The sequence below is a fragment of the Amycolatopsis lexingtonensis genome (assembly GCF_014873755.1).
GTDB classification, from domain to species: Bacteria; Actinomycetota; Actinomycetes; order Mycobacteriales; family Pseudonocardiaceae; genus Amycolatopsis; species Amycolatopsis lexingtonensis.
The window spans coordinates 6185377-6205145 of the sequence record NZ_JADBEG010000001.1 but is presented as its reverse complement, the minus strand read 5'-3'; the positions used below and the strand labels follow the sequence as shown (position 1 = coordinate 6205145).

The 19769-nt window shown below is 71.1% G+C and carries 18 protein-coding genes; 13 read left to right on the top strand and 5 right to left on the bottom strand.

The features are described from left to right. Positions 1-17 precede the first annotated feature (17 nt). Entirely contained in the window at positions 18-773 is a 756-nt protein-coding gene (locus H4696_RS27935; protein ID WP_086860290.1) for an RICIN domain-containing protein, read from the top strand. Here the strand turns inward: H4696_RS27935 and H4696_RS27930 are convergent. After that, positions 765-1772 (bottom strand): stage II sporulation protein M, encoded by a 1008-nt coding sequence (locus tag H4696_RS27930; protein ID WP_086860292.1) that lies wholly within the window; start codon positions 1770-1772, stop codon positions 765-767. The genes H4696_RS27935 and H4696_RS27930 overlap by 9 nt on opposite strands. A gap of 33 nt (positions 1773-1805) precedes the next feature. Here H4696_RS27930 and H4696_RS27925 point away from each other — a divergent pair, with 33 nt between their 5' ends. Continuing rightward, the gene (locus H4696_RS27925; protein ID WP_086860294.1) at positions 1806-2720 is read left to right on the top strand and encodes an RDD family protein; all 915 of its coding nucleotides are present in this window, start codon (positions 1806-1808) and stop codon (positions 2718-2720) included. Between the two features lie 108 nt (positions 2721-2828). Here H4696_RS27925 and H4696_RS27920 read toward each other — a convergent pair whose 3' ends face one another. Continuing rightward, complete coding sequence (locus H4696_RS27920) at positions 2829-3890, bottom strand: neutral zinc metallopeptidase (RefSeq protein WP_338078704.1); 1062 nt, start codon at positions 3888-3890, stop codon at positions 2829-2831. A 530-nt stretch (positions 3891-4420) separates the two neighbouring features. Between H4696_RS27920 and H4696_RS27915 the strand changes: the two genes are divergently transcribed. From H4696_RS27915 to nudC, 5 genes are read left to right on the top strand one after another with little or no spacing between them, the layout of a single operon-like run. Next, positions 4421-6142, top strand: coding sequence for a DUF2207 family protein (locus H4696_RS27915; RefSeq protein ID WP_192782574.1), 1722 nt, complete (start codon positions 4421-4423; stop codon positions 6140-6142). Positions 6143-6144: 2 nt separating this feature from the next. Then, positions 6145-7755: a DUF2207 family protein gene (locus H4696_RS27910; RefSeq protein WP_086859217.1), complete on the top strand. Its 1611-nt coding sequence runs from the start codon at positions 6145-6147 to the stop codon at positions 7753-7755. Between the two features lie 9 nt (positions 7756-7764). Next, positions 7765-9057 carry a M16 family metallopeptidase gene (locus H4696_RS27905; protein WP_086859216.1) on the top strand — a complete coding sequence of 431 codons (1293 nt, stop codon included), beginning with the start codon at positions 7765-7767 and terminating at the stop codon, positions 9055-9057. After that, the gene (locus tag H4696_RS27900; protein ID WP_086859214.1) at positions 9054-10433 is read left to right on the top strand and encodes a M16 family metallopeptidase; all 1380 of its coding nucleotides are present in this window, start codon (positions 9054-9056) and stop codon (positions 10431-10433) included. Before H4696_RS27905 ends, H4696_RS27900 begins: the two co-directional genes overlap by 4 nt. Beyond that, on the top strand, positions 10433-11452 hold the full coding sequence (gene nudC / locus H4696_RS27895) for an NAD(+) diphosphatase (protein WP_086859213.1): 1020 nt from the start codon (positions 10433-10435) through the stop codon (positions 11450-11452). The genes H4696_RS27900 and nudC overlap by 1 nt, the downstream gene beginning before the upstream one ends. 33 nt (positions 11453-11485) lie before the next feature. Here nudC and H4696_RS27890 read toward each other — a convergent pair whose 3' ends face one another. Beyond that, positions 11486-11950 (bottom strand): hypothetical protein, encoded by a 465-nt coding sequence (locus tag H4696_RS27890; protein WP_086859225.1) that lies wholly within the window; start codon positions 11948-11950, stop codon positions 11486-11488. Between the two features lie 232 nt (positions 11951-12182). Here H4696_RS27890 and H4696_RS27885 point away from each other — a divergent pair, with 232 nt between their 5' ends. Genes H4696_RS27885 through H4696_RS27860 form a run of 6 tightly spaced genes read left to right on the top strand, consistent with a single transcriptional unit; the run spans position 12183 to position 18858 of the window. After that, positions 12183-13394: an ROK family transcriptional regulator gene (locus H4696_RS27885; RefSeq protein WP_086859211.1), complete on the top strand. Its 1212-nt coding sequence runs from the start codon at positions 12183-12185 to the stop codon at positions 13392-13394. Between the two features lie 11 nt (positions 13395-13405). After that, a complete protein-coding gene (locus H4696_RS27880) occupies positions 13406-14764 on the top strand; it encodes an extracellular solute-binding protein (RefSeq protein ID WP_086859209.1) in 1359 nt (452 codons plus the stop codon). Next, positions 14761-15744 (top strand): carbohydrate ABC transporter permease, encoded by a 984-nt coding sequence (locus tag H4696_RS27875; RefSeq protein WP_086859207.1) that lies wholly within the window; start codon positions 14761-14763, stop codon positions 15742-15744. The genes H4696_RS27880 and H4696_RS27875 overlap by 4 nt, the downstream gene beginning before the upstream one ends. Further along, positions 15741-16631 (top strand): carbohydrate ABC transporter permease, encoded by an 891-nt coding sequence (locus H4696_RS27870; protein WP_086859206.1) that lies wholly within the window; start codon positions 15741-15743, stop codon positions 16629-16631. Before H4696_RS27875 ends, H4696_RS27870 begins: the two co-directional genes overlap by 4 nt. Then, positions 16628-17893 carry a 6-phospho-beta-glucosidase gene (locus H4696_RS27865; protein WP_086859204.1) on the top strand — a complete coding sequence of 422 codons (1266 nt, stop codon included), beginning with the start codon at positions 16628-16630 and terminating at the stop codon, positions 17891-17893. Before H4696_RS27870 ends, H4696_RS27865 begins: the two co-directional genes overlap by 4 nt. After that, on the top strand, positions 17890-18858 hold the full coding sequence (locus H4696_RS27860) for an N-acetylglucosamine kinase (RefSeq protein WP_086859202.1): 969 nt from the start codon (positions 17890-17892) through the stop codon (positions 18856-18858). Before H4696_RS27865 ends, H4696_RS27860 begins: the two co-directional genes overlap by 4 nt. Positions 18859-18913: 55 nt before the next feature. Here the strand turns inward: H4696_RS27860 and H4696_RS27855 are convergent, their stop codons facing one another. Both H4696_RS27855 and H4696_RS27850 read right to left on the bottom strand, forming a co-directional pair. Beyond that, positions 18914-19426 (bottom strand): SRPBCC domain-containing protein, encoded by a 513-nt coding sequence (locus H4696_RS27855; protein WP_086859199.1) that lies wholly within the window; start codon positions 19424-19426, stop codon positions 18914-18916. Next, on the bottom strand, positions 19423-19743 hold the full coding sequence (locus H4696_RS27850; protein ID WP_249026972.1) for an ArsR/SmtB family transcription factor: 321 nt from the start codon (positions 19741-19743) through the stop codon (positions 19423-19425). The genes H4696_RS27855 and H4696_RS27850 overlap by 4 nt, the downstream gene beginning before the upstream one ends. Positions 19744-19769 lie beyond the last annotated feature (26 nt).

Genomic DNA, 19769 nt, shown 5'->3' with positions numbered 1-19769 from the left:
CCTGTTAAGCCCGAAGCATGTTCAAGCTCATGGCGGTGGCGCTGGCGATCGCTTCGGCCCCCGCGTCCGACGGCTCCCCGGTGTACCTGGCCGACGGCGGCGGCAAGCTGTCGCTCGCGGTGGTTTCCGGTCAGCCGGTGCTGGCGGACGCGGCGGATGCGGGTGCCAAGTGGACGTACGCGTCGCAGCACTTCACGAATGTCTCAAGTGGACAGTGCCTGACCGCGGTGAGCCCGGTCGACGGGGTCGCGGTGAAGGTGGCGGCCTGCGACGCGGCGGACAAGCACCAGGCGTGGCGGCGGGTCGCGGGGCTGCCGGGGCTGGTGGAGATCGCGAACGTGGCGACCGCGCGCTGCCTCACGGCGGAGAGCGCTTCGGTGGGAGCCCGGCTGTACCAGGAAGTCTGTTCGCTGACGGGCATCGCGAACACGTGGGCGGCGGGCGGCCGGACGTTGGCGATCCTGTCGGGCAACGGGCAACGGCTGGCCTCGAAGGACCCGGGCGCGCCGTTCGTGGTCCGGGTGATCGGCGAGAACGGCCAGCCGGCGGCGGACGTCCCGGTGACGTTCTTCGTGCGGGCTGCCCGGCCGAAGAGCGCTCTGGTTTTCGAGGGCGGCGGGGAAACGGTGACGGTGAAGACGGGCGCGGACGGGTCGGCGTCGAGTCCCAAGCTGGTGCTGACGGAGGTGGGCGAGTTCGAGGCGCGGTTCGTCGGGTCGGCGGGGCTGGAGGACGGTTCGTCGATCGCCTTCGAGGGGTCGTGCCTATGCTGACTCGGGCAGCGCGTCCCCGGTGTCCCGTGCGTCGAGATCGCCCACTTCGCCGTCCTTCGCCGCCCGCCTGCCGAGCGTGAAAACGTAGACCAGGAAAGCCACTTCGGCGAGGACACCGATCCCCACCCGGATCCACGTGGGCCAGCCCGAAGGCGTCACGAACGCCTCGATGATCCCCGTCACGAGCAGCACGCACGCCAGCCCGAGCGCGATCACCACCACCGAACGACCCTGTTCGGCCAGCGCCGCGGAGCGCGAACGGCGGCCGGGGTCGATCACCGTCCAGCCGAGTTTCAGGCCGGTGCCCGCCGCGACGAAGACCGCCGTCAGCTCCAGGAGGCCGTGGGGGAGCAGGAGGCCGATCATCACGTCGCCGCGGCCCGCCGCGCTCATCGCGCCGATGATCACGCCCGCGTTGAGGGAGTTCAGCCAGAGCCCGCCGATCACCGGGATGCCGAGCGCGATGCCGAGGAACAGGGAGTTGGCCGCCACCAGCGCGTTGTTCGTCCAAACCCGCGCCGCGAACGACCCCGCCGGGCCGGTCGAGTAGTAGCTTTCCGCTTCGCCGCCGGGCTTGGTCAGCTCGCGCAGCTCGTCCGGGGTGGCCATCGACGCGCGCACGTGCGGGTCGCCTGCCACCCACACGGCGATCACCGCCATCACCGCGATCGACACCAGCGCGGCCGGGATCCACCAGCGCCGCGACAGGTACACCGCGGCCGGGAAGCGGCGCGTGAAGAACAGCGCGACCTCGCGCCACGCCGGGTTGTGCGACCCCGAGATCGCCGACCGGCCGCGCGCCACCAGCTCGGACAGCTTGCCGATCAGGGCCGGGTCGGGCGCGACCGACCGGACGATCGACAAGTGCGTCGCCGTCCGCTGGTAGAGCGTCACCAGCTCGTCGGCCTCGGCGCCGGTCAGCTTGCCGCCGCGGCGGGTCAGCTCGCCGAGCCGGTTCCACTCCGCCGCGTGCGCCGCGACGAAGACGTCCACATCCACGACGTCACCCTATCCGTCGATACGCTGGGCCGCGTGCACGAGGAATCGGAGCTGGTCACCGGCGAAGCCGTCGTCCTGGACCTGCGCGTCGCCAAGCTCGCCAGCCGGGCGCTGGCGATGGCCCTCGACGTCCTCCTGCAGTTCGCGCTGCTGGTGGTCACGTTCATCGTGCTGACGCTGACCGTGCCGGGCGAGGACGAAGCCCTCGCGCTGACGCTGATCCTGGTGTTCGTGGTGCTGATCCTGGTCGGCTACCCGGTGCTGTCCGAGACGCTCACCCGCGGCCGCTCGCTCGGCAAGATGGCGGTGGGCCTGCGCGTGGTCCGCGTCGACGGCGGCCCGATCCGCTTCCGGCACGCCCTGGTCCGCGGGCTCGCCGGGTTCGTCGTCGACTTCTGGACGCTCGGCCTCTTCGGCGCGGTCGCGGTGATCGTGTCGCTGTGCTCGTCCGACGGCCGCCGGGTCGGCGACTTCCTCGCCGGGACGCTGGTGGTCCGCGAGCGCGTCCCGGAGACGACCGGCCACCCGGCCGTCGCGATGCCCCCGGGCCTCGAAGGCTGGGCGGCCCACCTCGACCTGACGCGGCTCCCGGACGACCTCGCGCTGGCGAGCCGCCAGTTCCTGACCCGCTTCGCCCAGCTGCGCCCGGAGGCGGCGCAGGCGCTGGGCTGGAGCCTCGCGCAGCAGGTGAGCCAGGCACTGGGCACGCAGGTGCCGCCCGGGGTGCCGGCGTGGGCGTTCCTGGCGGCGGTGCTGGCCGAACGCCGCAACCGCGACCACGCCCGGGCGGTCCAGGCGTACGCGGCCCGCGTCCAGGCGGCGCGGGGTCAGGGTTTCGGGACGCCGTCCCCGGACCAGCCGTACCGGATGGCGCCTTCGCCGGCTCCCGCGTCTCAGCCGGAGCCGCCGACACCGCCATCCGGCAACCCGTTCACCCCGCCGAGCTGAGCCTCGACCCGAGCGCCCCAATGTGGCGTTGGTTGCGTTGAACGCACCCAATGTGGCGTTCGGTGCGTCAGACGCACCGAACGCCACATTGGGGTGCTTGGGGCCGGGCTAGGAGACGTCGCCCGAGGACGCCAGCCACGTGTTGCACTGCTGGTTGCGGTTGGTCGTCGCGCCGTGCTGCCACCAGGAGATGTTGTGCTTGGCGCTGCCGTGGTCGCGCTTGCCGTTGCGGGCGTAGTCGTCGCCGCGGTCCTGGGCGTTCCAGGCCTCGTTGTAGATGTTCTTGTCGACCGAGCCGCCGGAGGCCGAGGCCGAGCCGAGGAACATGCCGGAGAAGCACTGGGCCTCGAGTTCCATCCGCCGGGACAGTTCCAGGCCCGCCGCCGAGTCGGCGCCCGCGTCGTAGCGCTGGTTGCCGTACGCCTCCGAGATGCCGGCCATGTTCTGCACGTGGTGGCCGTATTCGTGGGCCAGCATCGACAGGTACGCGCCGGGGTGGTTGCCCCAGACGTCGATCTCGATCCGGTCCATCGGCATGTAGATCGTGTTGTTGCTCGGGCAGTAGAACGGCGTGACCCCGGTGGTCGTGCCCCCGCTGCCGCACGGCGTCGAGGATTCGGACAGCGACCGCGGCACCGACAGGTTCGGCGTCTCGAACGGCAGGTCGACGCCGCCGAGCATGCGCGACCACATCGCGTCGAGGCAGGTGATGCCGGACTGGAAGAACTTCGTGGCGCTGTTCTGGTCGGTCGCCCAGCGGCTCAGCGAGCACGAGACGTTCTGCAGGCCGTAGTCCGGGCTGCCGAACAGCGGGTTGTTCCCGGTGGCGACCACCGAACGGGGGCCGGACGGGGTTTGCGACGTCGGCGTCGTCTCGCGCTCGGAGGTGCGGGTGGTTTCTTCGGTCGTCGAGGACGACGTGGTGGTCTCGGTCGTCTCGGTGGTTTCTTCGGTGCTGGTCGGGTAGGTGCTGGAGTACCCGGCGTCGGCGACGTGCCGCGAGTTCCCGCCCCCGATCAGCGCGACGGCGGCGACGAGCCCCCCGGCGACGGCGACGATGGCGAAGATCGCCACCGCGACGATCACGCCCGTGTTGGATTTCTTGGCCGGGTAGGGGCTGAAGCGGGTGCCGTAGGGAGCGTAGGGCGGGGGTGCGGTGTAGCCGGGCACGAACGCGGCGGGTGCGGCGGCGGGTGGTGGGAGGGGGCTCCGCGCGGGTGGTGGGGCGGGGTAGCCGAAGGGGCCGGTCGGCGGTCCGTACGGCGCGGTGCTTTGCGGGCGTCCCGGACCCTGCGGCGGCATGGGTTGGCGCGGCTGGCCGGGGATCCCGCCGGGGCCTTGCTGCGGGTGGCCGGGTGCGCCGGTCGGCCACTGACCGGTCGACCTGGGTGCGCCGGGGTGCTGGGGCGGCTGGCCCGCCGTGCTGGCCGGTCCTTGGCCGGGTGCGCCACCGGGGTGCTGCGGCCGCTGCCCGGGTGCCCCACCGGGACCCGGCGGCAACGGCCGCGCTGCCGGTGGCGGCAACGGGCGGGCCCCCGGCGGCGGGCGCCGCGGATCATGCGGACCGGGACCCTGCGGGCCGTGCGTCATCGAGTGGAACCCCCCAAGCTTTTTCCCCGTCGGAAGCGGCGTACCTGCGATGATCTCGCCGTTCCGGGCGTCAGCATAGATCGGGTGCTCTAGGGTGTGGTGCTGTGTCGATGAAATGGGGGGCCACGGCCGCGATCGTCGTCGTGGCCGGGCTGCTCGGGGCCGGGACCGCGGCCGCGCAGAACGCCGGGCCCAGTCTGCCCAACCAGCCGAGTGACCTGGTGCCGAAGCCCCAGCAGCTCACCGGCGGGGGCAACCTCCAGCCAACCGACGGCCCGGTCGCCGACGTCGCCCTCAAGGTCCTGCGCGACGGTTCCCTTTCGGTCACCGAAAAGGTCACCGTCCCCGGCGGGAAGCAGCTCACCTCGCGCGTCCCGCTGCGCGTGCCGGCCGGCGACGACCAGGACCGCGTCTTCACCGTCCGCGATGTCAAGACCGAAGGCGCCGCCACCAGCCAGCTCACCGGTGACCAGCTCGTGCTCACCTTCGCCGGCGGCGCCGGCAGCGTCACGTACCTGGTCGACGGCGCCATCGCCGACCAGGGTGGGCGGCAGCAGGCGCGGTGGCAGGTCGCGAGCGGGTTCGACACCCCGCTGACCAAGCTCACCGCGTCCTTCCTCGCCCCCTCGCCGGAATTGTCCCCCGTGGACTGCTTCGCCGGCCCGGTCGGCTCGAGCCGCCGCTGCACCCTCGCCGAGCTCGACCACACCGGGGTCGTGCGCCTCGAACAGAACGACGTCGCGCCCGGTGACCGGGTCGACCTGCTCGTCGGGCTGCCCGCGAACACCGCGCCGGCGACGGCGAAGTTCGCCGACATCGGCCTGCTCGCCAACGCCTTCGCGCTGACCCCGCTGACCGGCGTCGTCTTCGCCGTCCTGCTCGTCCTCCTCATCGCGGCCGGCGTCTTCGTGTGGCGCCGCCGCAAGCAGGACGCCGGTGCGCTGCGGACCGCTACCGGCCCGGTCGAGGTCCTGCTCCGCGACGGCGACCGCGTCTTCTTCGCCAGCCCGGACGGCGTGCTGCCCGGGCAGGTCGGCACGGTCGTCGACGAGACCGTCGACGTCGTGGACATCAGCGCCACCGTCGTCGACCTCGCCGTCCGCAACTACCTGTGGCTGGCGGAAATCCCCGGGCCGCAAGGACAAGACTGGCAGATCTCCCGCCGCAACCCGCCGGACGAGCACCTCCACGACTTCGAGCGCGCCGTCTGCGAAACCCTGCTGCCCGAGGGCACCGACACCGTGCTGGTTTCGCAGCTGCGTGCCCGCGGCGGGCTCGACCTGCGCCGGATCAGCGACGCGATGTACGCCGACGTCGTCACCAAGCGCTGGTTCTCCCGCCGCCCGGACACCGCTCGCGGACGGCTGACCTGGCTCGGGGCCGGGATCTTCGCGCTCGGGCTCGTCGCCACCGCGGTCCTGACGTTCACCGTCGGGGACGCGCTGCTCGGCGTCGCCGTGGCGCTGGCCGGGCTCGGTGTCGTCGCGGCGGCCGCGCTGCTGCCGTCCCGCACCGCGCGCGGGCGGGCGCTCGCCGGCCAGGTCCGCGGCCTGCTCGACTACCTGCACACCGCGAAGGCCGAGGACATCCCGCCGGCCGACCGCGAGCTGGTGTTCTCCCGCTCGCTGCCGTACGCCGTGGTGCTCGGCGACACCGAACGCTGGCTCGGCGCGTTCGCCGGGCTGAACCCGGCGGCGGACGGTTCGGCCGGGCTGTACTGGTACGGCGGCATGGAAGCCGACCCCGACCTGCGGCGGTTCGGCGCGCGCTTCCCGTCGTTCCTGACCGCGCTCGACGGGCTGCTCACCGCGTCCGGCCGCGCTGCCCGCTGACCGTGCTCGCCGCGGCCGCGCTGGCACTCTTCCTCGCCGCGGCACCGGTCGACCAGCCGCCGCTGCCCGCCCTGCCGCAGAGCGCCGAGATCCAGCTCAAGCTCGAGCGCGACGGCTCGCTGTCGGTCGCCGAAGCGATCTCCGTGCCCAACGGCGTCACGATGGACCGCCGGGTCGCGCTGCGCGTCGCCGCGCCCCACCACCGGGACCGCGTCTACCGGGTCCGCGACGTCGTCCTCGAAGGCAGCGGGACGGCGAGCGTGGCCGAAGACGCGTTCACCGTCCACCTCACCTCCGGCACCTCGATCCTCCGGTACACAGTGGACGGTGCGGTGGCCGGCGACCGGGTCACCTGGGAGCTGGCCGGCGGCTGGAGCACCGAGCTGAAGTTCCTCCGCGCCTCCTTCGCCGCGCCTAAGATCCCGACCGCCGTCGACTGCCTCGCCGGGCCGCCGGACTCCGACTTCCCCTGCGGCGCCGCGCAGGTCGACCACGCCGGGCTGACCCGGTTCAGCCAGCAGAACCTCGCCGCGGGCCAGCGGATGACGGCGACCGTCGAGCTGCCCGCGGGCACCGTGCCGGCCAACGCCGTCGTCGTCCCGGCTGCGACGATCGCGGGCGCCTTTGTGCTCACCGCCCCGATCGGCTGGGCCTGGGGCGGCTTCGGCGCGCTCCTGCTGCTGACGGCCGCGCTGGTCTGGCGCGCCCGGCGGAGCTTTCACGTGAAAGCTCCGCCCCCAGGTGGGCACTTTCACGTGAAAGTGACGGAGGGGGGCGAGTTCGAGTCGCCGGAAGGTGTGTTGCCGGGGCACGTCGGCGTCCTGCTGCACGGCGGCGCCGGGGCCGCCGACCTGGCCGCGACCGTGCTCGACCTCGCCGTCCGCAACTACCTGTGGGTGAGCGCCGAGGACGGCGACTGGCGGCTGACCCGCCGCAACCCGCCCGACGAGCACCTGACGGCCTTCGAACGTGCCGTGTTCGCGGCGGCCGAGGACGCGGCGACCGTCGCCGAACTGCGCCGGCGGCACGTCGACGTCGGCGACGCCCTGTACGCCGACGCCGTCCGCCGCGGCTGGGTCGCGCGGCAACCCCGGCGGCTCGGCCACGCGGGGATCCGGGTCGTGTTCTACGGCGCGTTCCTCACCGTGCTGCTCGCGCTCACCGTCGGCTACGCCCAGCTCGGCGTCATCCTCGCCCTGGCCGGGGTCGCCGCCGTCGTGGTGTCGGCCGCGCTGCCCGCGCGGCGGCGGGCGGGCACTGAGGTGGCGCGGCGTCTGCTCGGGGTGGCCGATGTGCTGGCGTCGGCCAAGCCCAAGGACCTCACGAAGCCCCAGCGCGAACTCGTCTTCTCGCGTGGCCTCCCGTACGCGTCAGCTCTGGGCGAACTGGCGCCGTGGGTCGCCGCCTTCGAGGCCCTCCCGCACCCGCCGCCGGTGTACTGGCACGCCGGCGACGTCACCCCTGACCAGGCCGGATCCTTCGCCGCGGCGCTCGCGGGCGCGTTCGCCGGCGCCCGCCGCGCCCACCTCCCCGGTCTCGTGAACGAGAAACCGGGTGGGACCACCGTTTCCCACGCACGAGGCCGGACGCCGGAATCCGCTCCGCCGTCGTAGGGTGGGGCCATGGCCGATCCCGAGCTCGTCCGATACACCCTCGACAACGGTCTGCGGGTGGTTCTCGCCCCCGACGCGACCGCGCCGGTGGTCGGCGTCAGCGTGCACTACGACGTGGGTTTCCGCTCCGAGCCGGAGGGGCGCACCGGTTTCGCGCACCTCTTCGAGCACCTGATGTTCCAGGGCTCCGAGAGCCTCGAGAAACTCGCGCACTTCCGGCACGTCCAGTCCAGCGGTGGCACCTTCAACGGGTCGACCCACCCGGACTACACCGACTACTTCGAGGTCCTGCCCAGCGCCGCGCTCGAGCGCGCGCTGTTCCTCGAGGCCGACCGGATGCGCGCGCCGAAGCTGACGGCGGAGAACCTGGCGAACCAGATCGACGTCGTCAAGGAAGAGATCCGGCTGAACGTGCTGAACCGGCCGTACGGCGGGTTCCCGTGGATCACCCTGCCGCCGGTGCTGTACTCGACGTTCCCCAACGCGCACAACGGCTACGGCGGCTTCGAAGACCTCGAGAGCGCCACGGTCGAGGACTGCGCCGCGTTCTTCGACACCTACTACGCCCCGGCGAACGCCGTGCTCACGGTGGCCGGCGACTTCGAGGTCGGCAACGCCAAGGAGCTGATCGAGAAGCACTTCGGCGACGTCCCGCACCGGCCCGCGCCGCAGCGCCCGTCGTTCGCCGAGCCGCTGCCGACCACCGAGCTGCTGGGCGAGACGATCGACCCGCACGCCCCGCTGCCCGCGCTCGGCATCGGCTACCGGATGCCGGACCCGATCAACGACGTCGACGGCTACCTGGCCTACCTCGTGCTGGCCGGCGTGCTCACCGACGGCGACGGCTCCCGCCTCCAGCAGCGGCTGGTGCACCGCGAACCCCTCGTCGTCGACATCGGCGCCGGCGCCGGGCTGTTCGGCCCGTTCGAGGCCCGCGACCCCGACACGTTCACCATCACCCTCATCCACCCGCACGAGGTGCCCCGCGAGCGCGTGCTCGCCGCGCTGGACGACGAGCTCGAGAAGCTCGCCGAAACGCCGCCGAGCGACGAAGAGCTGCGCAAGGTGACGGCCCGCTGGGCGGCGAGCCTGCACTCGGAGCACGACCGCCTGGTGTCCCGGACCCTGGCGCTCGGCTCGTTCGAGCTGCTCTACGGCGACGCGTCGCTGGTGTACAAGCTGGCGGACCGGATGTCGGCCGTCACCGCGGAGGCCGTCTCGGCGGCGGCGAAGGCGCTGCGCCCGGACGCGCGCGCCGTGCTGGTGGTCAAGCCCGCTTCGGAAGGGAACAACGAGCAGTGACTTCGGCAACGCACCGCAGTGCGGAGGAGATCGGCCGCACCGCCCAGGGGCCTCGCCCGCTGCCCCCGCTCGGCGCGCAGCGCGCGGCCGCCGACCTGTCCCACGTGGACACCGAACTGTCCAACGGCCTGCGCGTGCTGGCCGTGCGCAAGGCGACCGTGCCGCTGGTCGAGGCGCGGCTGTGGATCCCGTTCGCGGGTGACGACGAGCTGCACCCGGCGACCGCCGAGGTGCTCGCCGAGACGATCCTCACCGGCACCGCGCGCCGCAACCGCATCGAAATCGACGCCGAGCTGGCGCTGATCGGCGGCGACATCGGCGCCGGCGTCGACCCGGAACGCCTGGTGCTGACCGGATCCGCGCTCGCCGACAAGCTCCCGACGTTCCTCGACGTGCTCGGCGACGTCCTCACCGGAGCGACGTACGCCGGCGAGGAGATCGCCCGCGAGAAGGAGCGGCTCGTCGAGCGGATCGCCGTCTCGCGCACGCAGCCTCGCACGATCGCGCGGGAAGCGCTGCAGAAGCACCGCTACGGCGACCACCCGGCCACCCGCGAGGTCCCGAAGGCCGAGGACGTCGCGGTCGTGACGCCCGAGCAGGTCCGGGCGCTGCACCGGGCCTCGGTGCTGCCGCGCGGCGCGGTGCTCGTGCTGGTCGGCGACCTCGACCCCACCGCGGTGATCGGCGACCTCGAGAAGGTGCTCGGCGCCTGGGCGTCCGACCGCTCCGCCGTCCGGCTCCCGGCGCTGCCGGACCTGACCGGCCCGAACGTGCTGCTGGTGCCGCGCGCCGGCGCCGTCCAGTCGCAGATCCGGCTCTCCGCGCAGACCGTCCCGCGCACCGACCCGGGGTACGCGGCGCTGCAGCTGGCGAACCTGGCCTACGGCGGGTACTTCTCGTCGCGGCTGGTCGAGAACATCCGGGAGAACAAGGGGTACACGTACTCCGCGCACTCGGGCTTCGAGTTCACCGACGGCACCGCGGTGGTCAACGTCGACGCGGACACCGCGACCGACGCGACCGCCCCGGCGCTGCTGGAGACCCGCTACGAGCTGGGCCGCCTCGGCCAGGTCCCGCCGTCCGGCGACGAGCTGGAATCGGTGCGGCAGTACGCGATCGGCTCGCTGCTGACCTCGACGTCGTCGCAGGCCGGGCTGGCCGGGCAGGTGCTCGCGCTGGCGTCGACCGGGCTGGGCCTGGAGTGGCTGAACGAGCACCCGGCGCGGGTGGCCGCGGTGACCGCCGACGAGGTGGCCGAAGCGGCGCTGAAGTTCTTCGCCCCCAAGCGGTTCACCGGCGTGGTCGTCGGGGACGCGGCGGTGCTGGAACGCAAGCTCCTCGCGCTCGGCGACGTCGTGGTGGGCGAGCCCGCCTGATGTCCGTCCCGTTCTCGCTCGGCGATCTGCCCACCCTGTCCCGGTCCACAGTGGACCGTCAGGAAGGCTTGCGTACCAACCCTTCGCGCCTGTTGTCGAAGTGGCCCGACGCCCGGGTCGTCCTGCTGGACGACACCGGGCGCACCCCGGTCGTCGAAGGCTCGTCGGTGCTGGCGTTCCGCAAGGCGATCGACTTCGGCCCGGAACCGCCGCCGGACGCGGTGTTCCTCGGCGAGTGGCAGGACGTCGACTACTGGTCGCTCCCGGGCGGCCCGTCGGGCGAAGCCGACACGGTGAAGATGGCGGGCAGCTGGGGCTTCGTCGAGGAGGTCCCGCGCGCCGACGGCGAGATCTGGGTCGACCTGCGCGGCTACGGCGACCTGCTGGACGACACGTCGGCGGGCCTGTTCACGACGGCGCAGGCGTTGCGTTTTTGGCGCCGTCAAGCCAAGTTCTGCACGCGCTGCGGTCACCCGACGGAGCTGATCCAGTTCGGCTGGGCGAGCAAGTGCACCAACGACGGCCGCGAGGAGTACCCGCGCACGGACCCGGCGGTGATCTGCCTCGTCCACTCGCTGGAGGGCACGAACGGCTCCCACGTGCTGCTGGCCCGCCAGCCGATCTGGCCGGCGGGGCGGTACTCGGTGCTGGCGGGGTTCGTCGAGGCGGGGGAGTCCCTGGAAGCCTGCGTGGTGCGGGAGATCCGCGAAGAGGTCGGGGCATCGGTCTCGGACGTCCGGTACCTCGGGAGCCAGCCGTGGCCGTTCCCGCGCTCGATCATGCTGGGCTTCACAGCCCGGGCGGACCGGTCGCTGCCGCTGGTCCCGGCGGACGGGGAGATCGAAGAGGCCCTGTGGGTGTCGCGTGCCGAGGTGCGGGAGGCGTTCGCGAACAGTTCGGTGCGGGGCGAGGGTTCGAAGCCGACGCCGATCGCGGGTGGTGCGGCGGAGATCATCCTGCCGGGGAACTCGTCTATTGCCCGCGTGATGCTCAAGGCCTGGGCGGACGCGGAGGAGTAACCACCTCAAGCCCGACGTCCGTGCGAGGCGACGTCACCGCAGGTCGCCGAGTTCGATCACCGTTCGGGTCGGCTCGCTGGTGAAGTCGGGGACACAGCCGTAGGCCAGGTTCAGCGTGTCCAGCCGGTAGCGCCACTGGGCGCCGCACTCGCAGGTCGAGCCGAAGCGGTAGTTGATCTGACGGCGGAGCCACTCGCCCGGTCGCAGGCGGACCGGCCCCGGGCGCCACTCCCGCCGGGGCCAGCTCATCCGGGCCAGTTCCAGCCGGACCGTCAGCTCGCCGTCCGCTTCCCGGAGCGTGACACCGTCCAGCTCGCCGATCGGCCGCAGCGCGAACCGCGGCTCGAAGCCGGTCGACTCGTCGACGTCCACGAGGTGGAGCGACGCGCCGGCCGGCAGGGGATAGGCCACCGGCACCCGGTTGCGCGCAGCAGCCGCCGGGCCACCACGGGACCTCTTGGTCCAGGTGGTCCGCACCCACTGCGCCACGACATCCACGCCCACCAGCATCCCCGCGGCCGCAACCGGAAATCCGGTGACCAAGCCGCGGGGCGCCGGCGCCACTCATTCACCGGTGTTTCCGCCACGTGGCCCAGTGCGGTCGAGGCGTTACCTGCTCGTTTCACCAGACCGTTGACGGCTGTGCTCCGGCTCACTACAGTCCTGCGAAACCGTCTGTAAAGTATCCTAATTAAGTCGGGAGCGACGAGTGCGAGCCGGTAGCCCGCGGATGCTGCGCGAGATCAACGATCGCGCCGCCATCGAGGTCCTCCTCCGGGAAGGCCCGCTGACCCGCGCCGAACTCGAGCTCGCCATCGGACTGTCCAAGCCCGCCACCGCGCAGCTCATCACCCGGCTCGAGCTGGACAACCTCGTCGTCAAGGCCGGCGTCCGGGGTGGTGGCCGCGGGCCGCGGGCCCAGCTCTGGGCGGCCAACGGGAGCCTTGCCTTCGTCGCCGCCGTCGATCTCACGCCGCACGTCGCCGACTTCGTCGTCGCCGATGTCGCCGGGGTCGTGCTCGCCGAGTACCGGACGCCACTGCCCGTGCACGAAGGCGCCGACGTTGTCGGGACCTTCGGCGAAGCGCTCAGCCACGTCGCCCGAGAAGCCGGGATCGAACGGGAAGACCTGGCCCACGTCGTGATCGGCGCGCAGGGGGCGTTCGATCCGCGGACCGGCCTGCTGTCCTCCGCGCCGCACATCCCCGGCTGGCTCGGCTTCGACGTCCCGCAGAAACTGTCCGACGAGCTCGGCGTCGACGTCCTCATCGAGAACGACGTCAACCTCGTCGCCGTCGAGGAGATGAGTGTCGGGCAGGCGCAGGACGTCGACGACTTCGTCATGGTGTGGCTGTCCGAAGGCGTCGGCGGCGCCGTCGTGATCGGACGGCGGCTGCTGCGCGGCGCGACCGGTGGTGGCGGCGAGATCGACTGGATGCGCGTACCCGATCCGGCCACTGTGGACACCGGCGACGTCTGGCCCGAGGCCGGCGCCCGGTTCGGCAACCTGGTCGACTCGCCCGCCATCTGCCGCCTCGCCGCCGCCCACGGCGTCGAAGCCGGGACCGCCTGGGAAGCCGTGGCGAAAACCGAACCGCGGCACCCCTTCCGGCACGATCTGGCGAGGAGGGTCGCCGGCGGCGTCGCCAACCTCGTCGCGGTCGCCGACCCGCAGCTCGTGCTCCTCTGCGGCGACACCAGCCGCGCCGGCGGCGAGGAGTTCGCCGCACTGGTGCAGGAAAAGCTCCACGAACTGGTCCTGCCGCGCACGCCCGTCGGCTGCGCTTCGGTGCAGGGCAACGCCGTTCGCGCGGGCGCGCTGCAGTCCGCGCTCGCCACCACCCGTGAGGACGTCTTCGGCGTCGTCACCCCCACGCTCCTCGGGTCGCGCAGGCCCGAGGGCGACATCACCCGTCCCCGACCGACCAGCCCCAACCGATGAGGAGGAGGGCCATGCCCCCTACCACCCGGACCCGCCGCGGCGCCCTGCTTGCGGCCGCCGCCGCGGCGTCCGTCCTGCTGACCAGCGCCTGTTCCGGCGCCGCCGCCCCGAGCGGGGGTGACGCCGCGGCCGCGCCCGGCAAGGACGACAAGCTCACGATCACCGTGTACTCGAAGTTCACCGACCGCGAGTACGGCGTGGTGACGGCCGGCCTCAACAAGCTCAAGGCGAAGTACCCGAACATCGAGATCAAGCACGAGGGCAACCAGGACGACGACAAGCTCACCCAGTCGATCCGCGGCGGCAACCCGCCCGACGTCGCGATCTCCTTCTACACCGACAACCTCGGCGCCTGGTGCTCCACCGGCAGCTTCCAGGACCTGAAGCCCTACATCGAGCGCGACAAGATCGACCTGAACCAAATTCCCGAAGCAGTCCGCAACTACACCGAGTACCAGGGCAAGCGGTGCGCGATGCCGATGCTCGCCGACGTCTACGGGATGTACTACAACACCGACATGTTCGCGTCGAAGGGCATCACCTCGCCGCCGAAGACGCTCTCGGAGTTGTTCGAGGACACCAAGAAGCTCACCGAGTTCAACCCGGACGGCTCGATCAAGGTCGCCGGCTTCCTGCCCTCGATGCCCTTCTACGCCAACCAGGCCCAGTACTGGGCGCAGTACTTCGGCGCTACCTTCCTGGGCCAGGACGGCAAGTCGGACCTCGCCACCAACCCGGGCTGGAAGGCGATGTTCGAGTTCCAGAAGCAGCTCATCGACTTCTACGGCGGCCACGACAAGGTCGAGAAGTTCAAGGCGGGCCTCGGCGACGAGTACTCCGCCGACCACGGCTTCCAGAAGGGCAAGCTCGCCATGATCATGGACGGCGAGTTCCGCACCGCGTTCCTCAAGGACCAGGCGCCCGAGGTCAAGTACCAGACCGCGCCGTTCCCGGTCCTCGACTCGATGGCCGACCGCTACGGCGGCGGCTTCACCACCGGCACGATCATCGCGATCCCCAAGGGCGCCAAGAACCCCGGCGCCGCGTGGGAGCTGATCAAGCAGGTCACCCTGGACACCGACACCCTGGTGGACATGGCCAACGGCCTGAAGAACGTGCCCAGCACCAAGGCTTCGCTCACCTCGCCGAAGCTGGACCTGCAGCCGCAGTTCAAGACGTTCCTCGACATCTACGACAGCGGCAAGCTGGTGGCCAACCAGACCACCCCGATCGGGGACGCGCACCTCAAGGCCGTCAACGACTTCGCGGAGAAGTGGCAGGCCGGTTCGGTGCCCGACCTCATCGCCGGCTTGAAGACGGTCGACGCGCAGGTCAACGACGAACTGAAGCAGAAGGGCGCGGGCGGATGACCACGCTCGCGGAAAAGGTGTCCCCGTCCGCGCCGAGCACGGCGCGGGCGGGGGCCCGCCGGGCCAAGCGCCGCCGGACCGTCTTCTTCTTCATGGCCCCGGCGTTCCTCGGGTTCCTGATCTTCTTCGGCTACCCGCTGATCGCCACGGTCTACTACTCCTTCACCCGGTACGACCTGATCAACCCGCCGGAGTTCATCGGCTTCGACAACTACGTCCGGATGTTCACCACCGAGCCGCTGGTCGGCACGGCCGCGTACAACACGCTGTGGCTGGTGGTCATCCTGACGGTCTGCCGCGTGGTGTTCTCCCTCGGCGTCGCGTCGGTGATCTCGCGGCTCAAGTCGGGCGTCGGCCTGGTCCGGACGCTCTGCTACCTGCCGACACTCGCCCCGCCCGCGGCGGCGACGCTGGCGTTCGTCTTCGTGTTCAACCCGGAATTCGGCCCGGTCAACCGGTTCCTGCGGCTCGTCGGCATCGACGGCGGCCTGTGGTTCAACAGCCCGGAGATGTCGAAGCCAGCGCTGACGCTGCTGGCGCTGTGGGGTTCCGGCGAGCTGATGATCATCATCCTGGCCGCGCTGCTGGACGTCCCGACCGAGCAGTACGAGGCTGCGGAGCTCGACGGCGCCGGCCCGATCCGCCGGTTCTGGCACGTCACGCTGCCGTCGATCTCGCCGGTGCTGCTCTTCGGCGTGGTCAACTCGATCATCTACGCCCTGCAGTTCTTCACGCAGGCGATCGTCGCGGCCTCCGCGAGCGCGGGCACCGCCGACGTCGCCGGCAACTCGAAGCTCATCGGGGCGCCGCAGAACTCGACGCTGACGTACCCGATCTGGCTGTACGTCCAGGGTTTCCGCTACTTCAACATGGGCTACGCGGCGGCGATGGCCGTGCTGCTGTTCATCGTCAGCGCCGGGTTCACCTGGATCCTGGTCCGCCAGCTGCGCAAGTCCCAGCACCAGGAGGAGGGCGCATGACCGCGTTGGCCGAAGCGCCGCAACGCGAAGCGGGCGTGCCGCCGAAGGTGAAGTTCAAGCGCAACTGGGACAAGCGGCTTTCCTACATCGCTACACACGCGGTCGGGATCGCGCTCGGCGTGATCTTCATGCTGCCGCTGCTGTTCGTGTTCCTCACCTCGGTGATGAAGAGCGACCAGGCGATGACGGCGAGCTTGTGGCCGAGTGAATGGCACTTCGAGAACTTCGTGACGGTGTTCCAGAAGGCGCCGCTCCTGTCGTACTTCGGCAACAGCCTGCTGTACTCGGCCGTGGCGACGGCGGGCGCGCTGGTTTCGGCGATCCCGGCCGCCTACGGGCTTTCCAAGCTGCGGTGGCGCGGGCAGAACCTGTTCTTCATGCTGACCGTGGCCGCGATGCTGCTGCCGCCGCAGGTCACCATCGTGCCGCTGTACGACCTGTGGGTGCGGATGGGTCTCACCGGCACGCTGGTGCCGCTGATCGTGCCGTACTTCTTCTTCGACGCGTTCTCGATCTTCCTGCTCCGCCAGTTCTTCCTCACCATCCCGAAGGACTACATCGAAGCGGCGAAGATCGACGGCTGCAACGAGTTCCAGGCGATGTACCGGGTGCTGATCCCGATGGCCAAGCCCGGGATCGCGGCCACCGCGATGTTCTGCTTCCTGTTCACCTGGAACGACTACTTCGGGCCGCTGCTCTACACCGGCGAAAACCGCGACCACTGGCCGCTTTCGCTGGCGATCGCGTCCTTCCGCGGCATGCACCACGTCGAGTGGAACCTGACGATGGCCGCCACGGCCCTCATCATGGCGCCGGTCATCGTGTTGTTCATCTTCGCCCAGAAGTCGTTCGTCAAGGGCATCACATTCACGGGAGTCAAGGGATGAAGCTGGCAGTCGTCGGTGGCGGGTCCACCTACACGCCGGAACTGATCGACGGGATCGCCGGCCGCCGGTCCACTTTGGACGTCGACGAGATCGTGCTGGTCGACCCGGACGCCTACCGCGTCGAGGCCGTCGGCGGGTTCAGCCAGCGGATCCTCGACCACGCCGGGCACCCGGCGCGGGTGCGGACCACGCAGTCGCTGGAAGAGGGCGTGGACGGCGCGTCCGCGGTGCTGATCCAGCTGCGGGTCGGCGGGCAGCGCGCGCGGCGGTCTGACGAGACGTTCCCGCATGCCTGCGGCTGCGTCGGGCAGGAGACGACGGGCGCGGGTGGCCTCGCGAAGGCGTTGCGCACGGTTCCGGTGGTGCTCGACATCGCCGACCGCGTGCGCAAGATCGCGGGAGACGACACGTGGATCGTCAACTTCACCAACCCGGTCGGCATCGTCACGCGCGCCCTGCTCAACGAAGGCCACCGCGCGGTGGGGCTGTGCAACGTCGCGATCAACCTGCAGCGCCAGTTCGGGAAGCTGCTCGGGGTCGGCGCGGACGACGTCAAGCTCGTCCACACCGGACTGAACCACCTGAGCTGGGAGCGCGGCGCGCTCGTCGACGGCGTCGACCGGCTGCCGGAGCTGCTGGACCAGCACCTGGACTACCTGTCCACCGAGGTCAGTGTGCCGCAGGAATGGCTGCGGCGGATGAACGTCGTGCCGTCGTACTACCTGAAGTACTTCTACGCGCACGACGAGCAGGTCGCCAAGCAGCGCACCGAGCGGCCGCGCGCGGACGTCGTGTCGGATGTCGAGGAAGAGCTGCTGAAGATCTACCTCGACCCGGAGCAGAACACGAAGCCGGATTCGCTGGAGAAGCGCGGCGGCGCGTACTACTCGGAAGCCGCCGTGCAGCTGGTGCACGCGCTGACCGCGGGCGGGCCGGCCGAGGAGCACGTGGTGAACGTCCGCAACGACGGGACCTTCCCGTTCCTGCCGGACGACGCCGTCATCGAGGCGCGGTCCACTGTGGACTCCAAGGGCGCGACGCCGATCGCGCAGCCCGCGGTGGAACCCCGGTTCTCGGGTCTCATCGCGGCGACGACGGCGTACGAGTTCCTCGCGCTGGAGGCGGCGGTGAAGGGTGGCCGCGACCGCGTCGCCGACGCGCTCCTCGCGCACCCACTGGTCGGCCAGTATGCGAAGGCCGACACGCTCGCCGATTCGCTGGTGCAGATCAACCGCGAGTACCTGCCCTGGGCGCGCGGATGAAGCCTGCCATCATCGCGATCGACGGCGGCAACAGCAAGACCGAGGTCCTCGTGATCTCGGAAAACGGCGTGGTGCTGGGGAAGTCGAGAGGCCCCGGCGCGTCGCCGCAGAACGTCGGCGTCGCGGCCTGCGTCACGGCGCTGGAAGGCCTGGTGCTGGCGGCGTACCCCGATTTCGGGGAGCGGCCGGTCGCGGTCCACACCTCGGCTTACCTGGCCGGGCTGGACTTCCCGCGTGAAGAAGAAGCACTGCACGCGGCGCTGTCCGCGCGTGGCTGGAGCGACACCCTGACCGTCGGCAACGACACCCTCGCGCTGCTGCGGGCGGGCAGCGCGGGGGTGGGCGTCGCGGTCGTGTGCGGAGCCGGGATCAACGGCGCCGGCGTCGGCCCGGACGGCCGCGTCCACCGCTTTCCCGCGCTGGGCAAGATTTCCGGCGACTGGGGCGGCGGCTACCGGCTCGGCGAAGAGGCGCTGTGGTGGGCCGTGCGCGCCGAGGACGGCCGCGGCCCGCGGACCGCGCTGATGCCCGCGGTGGCGGCGTACTTCGGGAAGCCGACGCTCCTGGACGTCGTGCAGGGCCTGCACTTCGAGGAGATCGACGCGGCGTCGATCCACGGCCTGTGCCCCCTGCTGTTCGAGGTGGCCGCGGCCGGCGACGAGGTGGCGCAGGACATCGTGACGCGGTTCGTCGAGGAGGTCAGCGTGTTCGCCGCGGTGATCCTCCGCGAGCTGGACCTGACCGGCGAAGCCCCGGAAATCGTCCTCGGCGGCGGTGTGCTGACCGGAGTCGGCGCGCCGGTGATCGCGGAGATCGAGAAGCGGTGCCTGAAGGTGGCGCCGCGCGCGGTGGTCCGCGTCGTCGACGTGAACCCGGTGGTGGGGGCGGCGTTGTTCGGACTCGACACGCTGGGTGCGCCGGAGGCCGCGAAGACGGCCTTGAAGGCGGCGACCCAGCGCGTCTGAAGACCCTGGCGGGACCTGTCTCGAAGCGGCGCGAGACAGGTCCCGCCAGACCCCCTCACGGCGCCGGGACCAGGATTTCGCCGGTCTCCAGCAGCGACTTGAGGTCCGAGAGGATCCAGTCCCAGCCACCACCGGCGTTCTCGCCCGGCCCGGCGTTGACGTCCTCGTGCACCCCGGCGACCATCTCGGCGGTCAGCGGCGCGCCGGTGACGTCGTGCGTGACGGTGAGTCTGGTGCCGGCGGTCTTCGTCGCCTCGATGTCGTAGGTGAGCGTGGTGTAGGGCTCGGCGCCCATTTCTTCGGGCCCCATCAGCAGTTTCCACGTGATGACGAGCTTGCGCGGCGGGTCGACCTCGAGGACTTCGCCGTCGACGAGGTCACCGGTGATGCCGGCGTCGATGAACGCCTGCGTCGGCCGGGTCCGGTGCTTGCCGCCGACCTTCAGGTCGAAGTCGGCGAGGCCGGTGTAGCCGTACTTCTGCGTCCACTCGGGCTTGGTGATGGCGTCCCAGATGCGCTCCGGGGTCGCCTTGATGTAGACGCGGTGGACCTGCACGGTGGTCGTCATGGTTCTTCGCCTTCCAGTTCGTTCTTGAGGTCGAGCAGCGCCGTGACCTGTCGCTCGGTGTACTTGTCGATCCACCGGTCGTGGATCTGCCGGATCGGCACGGGGTTGAGGAAGTGCCGCTTCTCGCGGCCGTCCTTCCGCGTGACGACGAGTCCGGCTTCTTCCAGCAGCTTCAGGTGCTTCATGACGCCGAAGCGGGTCATCTCGACCTGGGTTTCCAGCTCGGTGAGCGTGCGGCCGTCACGCTCGAAGAGCAGGTCGAGCAGGAACCGGCGGGTCGGATCCGCCAGTGCCTTGAACACCAGGTCGTCTTGCACGCCCTCAAGATAGGTGACCAAAAGGT

Excerpts from the sequence above, each read along its gene's own strand:
- H4696_RS27935 (WP_086860290.1), top strand. The coding sequence starts at position 18 with ATGTTCAAGCTCATGGCGGTGGCGCTGGCGATCGCTTCGGCCCCCGCG.
- H4696_RS27915 (WP_192782574.1), top strand. The coding sequence starts at position 4,421 with ATGAAATGGGGGGCCACGGCCGCGATCGTCGTCGTGGCCGGGCTGCTC.
- H4696_RS27905 (WP_086859216.1), top strand. The coding sequence starts at position 7,765 with ATGGCCGATCCCGAGCTCGTCCGATACACCCTCGACAACGGTCTGCGG.
- nudC (WP_086859213.1), top strand. The coding sequence starts at position 10,433 with ATGTCCGTCCCGTTCTCGCTCGGCGATCTGCCCACCCTGTCCCGGTCC.
- H4696_RS27885 (WP_086859211.1), top strand. The coding sequence starts at position 12,183 with ATGCTGCGCGAGATCAACGATCGCGCCGCCATCGAGGTCCTCCTCCGG.
- H4696_RS27880 (WP_086859209.1), top strand. The coding sequence starts at position 13,406 with ATGCCCCCTACCACCCGGACCCGCCGCGGCGCCCTGCTTGCGGCCGCC.
- H4696_RS27875 (WP_086859207.1), top strand. The coding sequence starts at position 14,761 with ATGACCACGCTCGCGGAAAAGGTGTCCCCGTCCGCGCCGAGCACGGCG.
- H4696_RS27870 (WP_086859206.1), top strand. The coding sequence starts at position 15,741 with ATGACCGCGTTGGCCGAAGCGCCGCAACGCGAAGCGGGCGTGCCGCCG.
- H4696_RS27865 (WP_086859204.1), top strand. The coding sequence starts at position 16,628 with ATGAAGCTGGCAGTCGTCGGTGGCGGGTCCACCTACACGCCGGAACTG.
- H4696_RS27860 (WP_086859202.1), top strand. The coding sequence starts at position 17,890 with ATGAAGCCTGCCATCATCGCGATCGACGGCGGCAACAGCAAGACCGAG.
- H4696_RS27855 (WP_086859199.1), bottom strand. The coding sequence starts at position 19,426 with ATGACGACCACCGTGCAGGTCCACCGCGTCTACATCAAGGCGACCCCG.